The organism is Mesorhizobium sp. M7A.F.Ca.US.002.01.1.1, from assembly GCF_004022955.1.
GTDB classification, from domain to species: domain Bacteria; phylum Pseudomonadota; class Alphaproteobacteria; order Rhizobiales; family Rhizobiaceae; genus Mesorhizobium; species Mesorhizobium ciceri.
Genome location: NZ_RZQE01000245.1, coordinates 1 through 8,570, shown reverse-complemented (window position 1 = coordinate 8,570; position 8,570 = coordinate 1). Strand labels below are relative to the sequence as shown.

The window sequence follows — 8,570 nt, the reverse complement described above, 5'->3', positions numbered from 1 at the left end:
GACGTCGATCGAGCAGGAACAGCTTTCCAGCGCCTGACGTGTCTGGCCGTTCGTCTGCATGCAGCCGAGCACGTAGTCGGCGATCGTTGCTGTCGGGTAATCACCCGCGGCGCCCGCCGGGTTTGCGAAGGCCAGCGGCCCGGCAAGGAGCAGCGGCAAAGTCGAAAATCCAACATATCTGATCACGGGAAAACCTCCGGTTAGCCTAGGCGCGATGCGCCCAGTCGGGATCACCGTGGCAGTTGGCAACGTGCAGCAGAGTCAGTCAAGCGCCCATGGCTTCCGTATGCGACCAAAGGAGGAATGCGGGGCTTGTCGACCGTGGTTCCGCATGGCGGCTCCGTGGCCTGCTCCACGCCCCGACTCCAACGATCATCTCATGCTTGGCCCACTATCGATTCCCAATGGAGCACGCGCATGACCATGCCGAGACATCGAAGCGAATACCTCCAAATAAAATCAAAGCTTAGGCGAAATGTAAAAATCAACAAATAACTAAATTTTATGTGCCCCATCGTTATTTCGCGGTCATAAATACTTTATCTAACAAATACCGTCCTGCTTATTTTCTTATATTGCACCGCATCATTTACGATATTGCGGTGCAAAAACACCAGCAGGCTTTTTTGCTTGCCTAGCCTTTTACGATGACATAGCCTCACCCTGTTTCCGGCTTCAAGGGCGTCACCGTCATTAGGGAGCGGCGACAGTCTTTCGTAGGCCAAGGTGAGGTGGGCAGTAACGGTGCCCTCTGCACATCTGGCTTAGGTCGTGACACGCTGCCGGAAATATTTCCCCCCCGTGAATCGCTTGGGCAAGCCCTTGTGGGCTCAGCAAATGATTCATCACTATGAACCTCGGGAGGAATTCGGATGCGTGTACTTACGAAAGCTACCTATATTCTAACCACTGCGGCGTTTCTGTCGCTCGGCGCGGCCTATACGGCGTCGGCTAACGAGGACCTTGCAAAGCTGGCTTCGGATTCGAAGAACTGGGCAATGCAGACGGGTGACTACGCCAACACCCGCTATTCCAAACTCAACCAGATTACTGCGGACAATGTGAAGAACCTGCAGGTCAAGTGGACCTTTTCCACCGGCGTGCTACGAGGCCACGAGGGTGGACCGCTTATCATCGGCGATGTGATGTATGTCCACACGCCTTTCCCGAACAATGTCTTTGCGCTCGATCTCAAGAATGACGGGAAGATCCTTTGGAAGTACGAACCCAAGCAGGATCCCAACGTCATTCCGATCATGTGTTGCGATACGGTCAACCGTGGCGTTGCCTATGGTGACGGCAAGATCATTCTCAATCAGGCCGACACCACAGTCGTCGCCCTCGACGCGAAGACTGGCAAGGTCGTCTGGTCGGTCAAGAACGGCGACCAGACCGATGGCGGCAAAGGCGAATCCGGTACGGCTGCCCCCGTCGTCGTCAAGGACAAGGTGCTCATCGGCGTCTCCGGCGCCGAATTCGGCGTTCGCGGCTGGCTGGCCGCCTACAATCTGAAAGATGGCAAACTCGCCTGGAAAGCCTATTCGGAAGGTCCGGACGCAGACACCCTGATCGATCCCGAGAAGACCACGCAACTCGGCAAGCCGGTTGGCAAGGATTCCGGCACGAACACCTGGGAAGGCGAGCAGTGGAAGACCGGCGGCGGCACGACATGGGGATGGTATTCCTATGATCCCAAGCTGAACCTGGTCTATTATGGCACCGGCAATCCCTCGACGTGGAACCCGGTCCAACGCCCCGGCGACAATCGCTGGTCGATGACGATCATGGCCCGCGATGCGGATACTGGTGTTGCCAAATGGCTCTACCAGATGACCCCGCATGACGAATGGGACTATGACGGCATCAACGAGATGATCCTCGTCGATGGCATGGAGGTCAACGGCGCCAAGCACGACGTGCTGGTGCATTTCGATCGCAATGGTTTTGCCTACACCATGGATCGCGCCACCGGCGACCTTCTCGTCGCCAAGAAATACGATCCGGCCGTGAACTGGGCGACCGAAGTCGTCATGGACCCCAAGAGCGAACAGTATGGTCGCCCGCAGGTCGTGGCGAAATATTCGACCCAGCAGAACGGCGAAGACACCAACTCGACGGGCATCTGCCCGGCGGCGCTTGGAACGAAGGACCAGCAGCCGGCGGCCTATTCGCCGAAGACCGGGCTGTTCTATGTCCCGACCAACCATGTCTGCATGGACTATGAGCCTTACAAGGTGAGCTACACCGCCGGTCAGCCTTATGTTGGCGCCACCGTGTCGATGTATCCCGCACCTGGCGGCGACGGCAACATGGGCAACTTCATTGCCTGGGATGCGGCCAAGGGCGAGATCGTCTGGTCGAAGCCCGAGCAGTTCTCGGTGTGGTCGGGCGCGTTGGCGACAGATGGCGACGTCGTCTTCTACGGTACACTCGAAGGCTACATCAAGGCGGTCGATAAGGACGGCAAGGAACTCTACAAGTTCAAGACCCCGTCCGGCATCATCGGCAACATCACGACCTACGAGCAGGGCGGCAAGCAGTATATCGCCGTTCTGTCGGGCGTCGGTGGATGGGCTGGTATCGGCCTGGCAGGCGGCCTGCTTTCGCCTGACAACGCCGCTGCCTGGCATGGCGCCGTCGATCAGGGCCGCGCGCAAGGCGACCAAGCCGCTGTCGTTGGTACAGCTGGCCTGGGTGCCGTCGGCGGCTACGCGGCACTTGCCGACTACACGACGCTGGGCGGTCAGCTCACCGTCTTCGGTCTCCCGGATTGATGCGCTGGGAACCTTGAGCATGCCTCAGGTCTTGTGAGACCAAAGGCTTGAAGAACGAGAGCCCGGACATCCGGAAGCCATGGCCGGGCTCTCGATTCGGTTACGCACCCAAAAACACCGATCAATGCCGGTCGCGACAGCAAAACCGTGTCCATTGGCAAATGAAGGAAGCGTTTGAATGTCCGTTCGCATTGTAATTTCGGCTTTCGTGCTGGCTCTGTTGCCTCTGGCAAGCTCGAGCCTCGCCCGGGCCGACGACAGCATGGAAAAAGCCAAGGCGGTAAAGGAAGAAGGCGGCAAGTATTTGGATGCGGATGGAAATCCGACCTACAAGATCGAAAACGGAACCGTCGATTGGTACACGTTCAGCGGCTACCGCCGGTATCATTCCGATTGCCATGTCTGCCACGGACAGGACGCGACAGGTTCGAGCTATGCGCCGGCTTTGGTCAACAGCCTGAAAACCATGGATTACGCCACATTCCTCTCGATCGTCGCCGAAGGCCGCAAGAATGTCGGCGGCGGCAAGGAAAACGTCATGCCTGCCTTTGGCGACAACAAGAACGTCTATTGCTACCTGGACGATCTCTACGTCTATCTGCGCGCGCGCGCGGATGGCGCGGCGCCCCGCGGAAGGCCGCCCAAGCACGAAGACAAGGCCCAGGCGGCGAAGGATGCCGAAGCATCCTGCATGGGTGGATGACATGATCGGCCGCGATGCATTGAAGCTGCGCGTCGTTCTGCCGATCCTCGGCACACTCGCCTTGCTGCCGTCGAACGCGCATGCGCAAAGCGCCGGCCTTGGCGCGGCGGGAGAACTGGTCGACCCTGACATTCTGCGCGTCTGCGCCGATCCCTCGAATATGCCCTTCACCGACAAGAGCGGCGAAGGCTTCGAAAACAAGCTGGCCGAACTGGTTGCCGCGAAAACCGGGCGCAAGTCCGTCTCCTACACCTGGTTTCCCACGATCACCGGCTTCGTGCGCAATACGTTGGGGGCCAACCGATGCGACATCATCATGGGCTATGCCCAAGGCGATGAGCTGGTGCAGAACACCAACGCCTACTATCGCTCCGCCTATGTGCTGGTGCATCCGAAAAGCCACGATATGGAAGGCGTGGAAACGATCGAGGATCCCAGACTCACAGGCAAAACGATCGGCGTCGTTGAAAGCACGCCGCCAACCGCCAACATGGCCGCCAACAAGCTTCTACGGACCGCCAAGATCTATCCGCTTGCGGTGGATACGCGCGTCACCCCATCAATGGGGGAGGTCATGATCAAGGACATGCTGGCACACAAGATCGATGCGGCGGTGCTGTGGGGACCGATGGCAGGTTACTACGCCAAGGAACTCGGAGCTGATGTGACGATCGTTCCACTGGTGAAGGAAAAAACCGGCTCGCGCATGTCTTACCGCATCACCATGGGCGTACGTCCGTCGGACCAGGAATGGAAGCGGACGCTCAACCGGGTGATCAGGGAAAACCAGGCGGAGATCACCAGGATCCTGCTGAGCTACAACGTGCCGCTGATCGACGAACACGACAACCTGATTACCCAATGAATGGAAGGGAGACTATTTTCGTGCTGGTCGCCGCGAGCCTTCTGGGTCTGGCCGAGCCGACATGGGCTGGCGACATCGCCGAACCCAGCGGTTTCCGGATGGACGACTATCGGGCGCCGGTGCCGCGGACGCTGCAAGGCGCGAGGGTGGTGACGACGGTGGAAGCGGAAGCGCTGTGGCGAGCGAAAAAGGCGATCTTCTTCGACGTGATGCCGGACACGCCCAAACCGGCCAATTTGCCGGCAGGGACGATATGGAGAGACAAGGTCAGAAAGGACATTCCAGGCAGCATATGGCTGGCCAATGTGGGATACGGCGCTATTTCGCAGGAGACCGCCAGCTATTTTCGCCAAGGCCTCGCGGCCAAGGCCGGGACGGACAAGTCGCGCGCGATTCTGTTCTACTGCATGACGAATTGCTGGATGTCGTGGAATGCGGCGAAACGGGCCGTCCAGTGGGGCTACAGTTCAGTAATCTGGTATCCGCTCGGCGCCGATGGGTGGGAAGATGCAAACCTTCCACTGGAGGAGAAGAAACCCTACGCAACGAACAATTGAAATAAGGACTGCAATTATTCTCGATAGTTTGTTTTCAATTTTTCAAAACCTATTGTTTCATTTGTCCATTTTGAAACTTGATGGACGAGCCATTGCGTCGGTGCCCTGCAATGGTTGGCTAACGACAGGATCGGTCCCTTCGGGCTGGTATAAGAGGAGAAATGTCATGAAGAAGAACTGGAAAAAACCGACCATGTGTCAGGTTGCCGCTGGCTTCGAAATTTCACGGTATCTGCCTGCTGAAATTACTCCCAAGAAGTAGGCCGCAGAGGTGCGCGTCCCTGGCGACAGGGGCGCGCATCCCCTCCCCGCATGGGATTTTCGTGAAAGATTTTGACGCACGCAAAGCGCGCGGAGTGTTGTTTGTGACTGCAAATTGCCTGCAGGTCAGAGAAGCCGGCGCGCGGGCATTTTCATGCATTTGAGGATCATCGGATCGGCGGCGGGCGGCGGCTTTCCGCAATGGAACTGCAACTACCGTCTCAGTCGTGCGGCTCGCAACGGCATGGCAAGCGTGCATCCACGAACCCAGTCAAGTGTCGCCGCCTCGGCGGACGGGTTGGGCTGGGTTCTTTTCAATGCCTCGCCCGACATTCGCCAGCAAATCGCTGCAACACCTGAATTGCAACCTGCGGGCGATGCGCCGCTGCGCTCGACACCTATTCGCGCTGTGGTGCTGACCAATGCCGACGTCGATCATATCGCCGGACTGCTCAGCCTGCGCGAGCGGCAGCCTTTCGCCATCTATGCAACGGCGCAGGTTCTGGCGACGCTGGAGGCGAATTCGATTTTCAACGTTCTCGATCCAGCGCTTGTGCCGCGGCGCATCCTGCCGCCGGCGAAAGAGTTGGCCATCTGCGACGCAGAAGGCCGCGATACCGGCGTAATGATCGAGCCCTTTGCCGTGCCCGGGAAGATAGCACTCTATCTGGAGGATAGAGACCATCCGGATGCCAATTTCAGCTCCGACGCAGGTGACACGATCGGAGTCCGAATTGCCGGCATCGGCAGCCGCGGCTCCGTCTTCTATATCCCAGGCTGCGCGCGCATCGATGCGCGGCTACGCGCGCGTCTCACCGATGCCGCCTGTCTTTTGTTCGACGGCACGGTCTACACCGACGACGAGATGATCGTCGCCGGCGTCGGTCAGAAAACCGGCGCGCGCATGGGGCATCTGGCGATCTCGGGAGAATTGGGTTCGATTGCAGGCTTGGCCAATGTGAAGGTCGGCCGTCGCGTCTTCGTCCACATCAACAACACCAACCCCATCCTTGACGAGAGTTCCGCCGAACACGCGGCGGTCAAGGCGGCAGGCTGGGAAATCGCAAACGACGGTATGGAGATGGAATTTTGAGCGACTTCCGCGATGCAGCCAAAGGCGGACTCTCCACGAGCGCTCTCGAAGCCGTGCTGAGGCAGGTTGGCGCCGAGCGCTATCACAATCGCCATCCCTTTCACCACAGGATGACCAGCGGCGCGTTGTCGAAGGCCGAGATGAAGGCCTGGGCGCTGAACCGCTATTGCTATCAGGCGGTCATCCCACGCAAGGATGCCATGATACTCGTACATGCCGAGGATCCAGCGTTTCGTGCCGCGTGGCGCAAGCGGATCGAGGATCATGACGGCGAGGACGGCTGGAGCGGCGGCATCGCGCGCTGGCTGCATCTGGCAACTTCGCTCGGCCTGGACGCCGAGGCCGTGAAGAGCGAAAGGCTGGCACTGCCGGCGACACGCTTCGCGGTGGGCGCTTACCTTTCCTTTTGCACAAACCGGACGCTGTTCGAGGCGGTCGCGTCCTCGCTGACCGAGATGTTCTCGCCACTCATCATCGGCGAGCGGGTGCCGGCAATGCTGGCCAAATACGACTACATCACCGAGGATACGCTGGCCTATTTCAAGCAACGGCCCGAACAGGCCTCGCGTGACGCCGACTTCGCCCTTGCCTACGTGCTCAGCCACGCCGATACGGCGGAGCGCCAGCAGCAGGCAATCGATGCACTGGTGTTCAAATGCGATATACTCTGGGCCATGCTTGACGCGCTTCAACACGCCTATGGCGAGCAGGGAAACATACCGCCCGGCGCCTTCCAGCCCGAGGCAGCCCTATGATGGCGCTGCGCGAAAGAGCTGTGGTGTCGTTGCGATCGGTACCTTCGCTGCCGAAGCACGTGCGCATACAATACGATCCCTTGCGGCAGGCATTCGCCGTGCTTTCACCGGAAAAGATATTCTGGCCGAACGATGTCAGTCTCGACATATTGCGACGCTGCGATGGACGGTCCACGGTCGGCGACATCATTGCCGGCCTTGCCGCCGATTATGAGGCCGAACAGGAGGCCGTGGCGACCGACGTCATCGCCTTCCTGCAGGAATGGTCGGACAAGCTGCTGGTGAGGCTATGAGCACGCCCCTCCTCCCTCCAATCGGCATGCTGGCGGAACTGACGCATCGCTGCCCGCTGCAATGCCCTTATTGCTCCAATCCGCTCGAACTGCTCAAGGCCAATCGCGAACTCGACACAGAGACCTGGCTCGCCCTGTTCTCGGAGGCCGCCGATCTCGGCGTGCTCCAGGTGCATCTGTCCGGTGGCGAGCCGACACTGCGCCGCGACCTCGCGCAATTGATCGCCGGGCTTGCGGGGCGCGGCGTCTACACCAATCTGATTACCGCGGGCGTTGGCATCGTCGAGGGCCGTATCGAGGCATTTGCCGAAGCCGGTCTAGACCATCTGCAACTGAGCTTTCAGGGCGCGCGGCCGGCGACCACGGATCGCATCGGCAACCACAAGGGTGCCCACGAAAAGAAGCTGGAGACGGCACGCCGCGCGCGCGCGGCCGGTCTGCCTCTAACCATCAACGCGCCGATCCATCGCCATAACATCGAGGAGGTGCCGGAATTCATCGATCTCGCCCTTTCGTTGGGCGCGGAGAGGCTCGAGATCGCCAATGTGCAATATGCCGGCTGGGCGTTGACCAATCGCGATCAACTGATGCCGGAGCGTGAAGCGGTCGATAGGCAGGCGGAGATCGTCGCGGAGGCACAGGAGCGGTTGGCCGGCATCATCAACATCGATTTTGTGACGCCGGACTATTTCGCGATCTATCCCAAGCCGTGCATGGGCGGCTGGGCGCGGGACGCCTTCATGGTGACGCCTGACGGCACCGTACTGCCCTGCCATGCCGCACAGACGATCCCGTCGCTTAGCTTCGAGCGTTTCGAACCACGCAGGCTGTCCTCAATCTGGGCCGATTCGCCGGCGTTCAATGCCTTTCGCGGTACGGACTGGATGCAGGAGCCATGCCGCGGCTGTGAGCGGCGCGAGATCGACTGGGGCGGCTGCCGCTGCCAGGCGATGGCGATCGCCGGCGATGCCGCTGCAACGGACCCGGCTTGCGCGAAATCGCCGATCCATGCTCGCATGGCAATGCTGATCGACGAAGCCAAGCGCATTGCCACAGTTCCTTCGAGAGAAGAAGCATTCGTCTACCGGCGGATCGGTGCGGTGACCGAATCCGCCTGACCTGGCGAGAAAGCGCTTCTCACCCCCTCGGCAAGACGCGTAGCGTCTGCTCGTCAAACAATGGCTCGTCCTGGCCGATGCGCACAAAAAGCAGGCTGTACCCCTCACCCGCGGGCACCTCGAAATACTGCATGCCGTCAGGCATTTCACC

General features: G+C 59.7%; 8 protein-coding genes and 1 pseudogene. 8 read left to right on the top strand and 1 reads right to left on the bottom strand.

Annotated elements, in window-relative coordinates; genetic code table 11:
* Positions 1–186, bottom strand: a pseudogene (locus EN932_RS21830) (hypothetical protein); the annotation flags it as partial.
* Positions 187–872: 686 nt separating this feature from the next.
* Between EN932_RS21830 and EN932_RS21825 the strand changes: the two are divergent.
* From EN932_RS21825 to pqqE, 8 genes are all read left to right on the top strand, one after another.
* Positions 873–2,774 (top strand): methanol/ethanol family PQQ-dependent dehydrogenase, encoded by a 1,902-nt coding sequence (locus tag EN932_RS21825; RefSeq protein ID WP_013532070.1) that lies wholly within the window; start codon positions 873–875, stop codon positions 2,772–2,774.
* Positions 2,775–2,952: 178 nt separating this feature from the next.
* Entirely contained in the window at positions 2,953–3,477 is a 525-nt protein-coding gene (locus EN932_RS21820; RefSeq protein ID WP_013532071.1) for a c-type cytochrome, methanol metabolism-related, read from the top strand.
* Positions 3,449–4,342 (top strand): quinoprotein dehydrogenase-associated putative ABC transporter substrate-binding protein, encoded by an 894-nt coding sequence (locus EN932_RS21815; protein WP_013532072.1) that lies wholly within the window; start codon positions 3,449–3,451, stop codon positions 4,340–4,342. The genes EN932_RS21820 and EN932_RS21815 overlap by 29 nt, the downstream gene beginning before the upstream one ends.
* A gap of 20 nt (positions 4,343–4,362) precedes the next feature.
* Positions 4,363–4,899 carry a PQQ-dependent catabolism-associated CXXCW motif protein gene (locus tag EN932_RS21810; protein WP_338048481.1) on the top strand — a complete coding sequence of 179 codons (537 nt, stop codon included), beginning with the start codon at positions 4,363–4,365 and terminating at the stop codon, positions 4,897–4,899.
* Between the two features lie 415 nt (positions 4,900–5,314).
* Complete coding sequence (gene pqqB / locus EN932_RS21800) at positions 5,315–6,253, top strand: pyrroloquinoline quinone biosynthesis protein PqqB (RefSeq protein ID WP_013532075.1); 939 nt, start codon at positions 5,315–5,317, stop codon at positions 6,251–6,253.
* Positions 6,250–7,008: a pyrroloquinoline-quinone synthase PqqC gene (gene pqqC, locus EN932_RS21795; protein WP_013532076.1), complete on the top strand. Its 759-nt coding sequence runs from the start codon at positions 6,250–6,252 to the stop codon at positions 7,006–7,008. Before pqqB ends, pqqC begins: the two co-directional genes overlap by 4 nt.
* Positions 7,008–7,301: a pyrroloquinoline quinone biosynthesis peptide chaperone PqqD gene (pqqD, locus tag EN932_RS21790; protein WP_032808964.1), complete on the top strand. Its 294-nt coding sequence runs from the start codon at positions 7,008–7,010 to the stop codon at positions 7,299–7,301. Before pqqC ends, pqqD begins: the two co-directional genes overlap by 1 nt.
* Positions 7,298–8,419: a pyrroloquinoline quinone biosynthesis protein PqqE gene (gene pqqE, locus EN932_RS21785; RefSeq protein WP_127368066.1), complete on the top strand. Its 1,122-nt coding sequence runs from the start codon at positions 7,298–7,300 to the stop codon at positions 8,417–8,419. Before pqqD ends, pqqE begins: the two co-directional genes overlap by 4 nt.
* Positions 8,420–8,570: the final 151 nt, after the last annotated feature.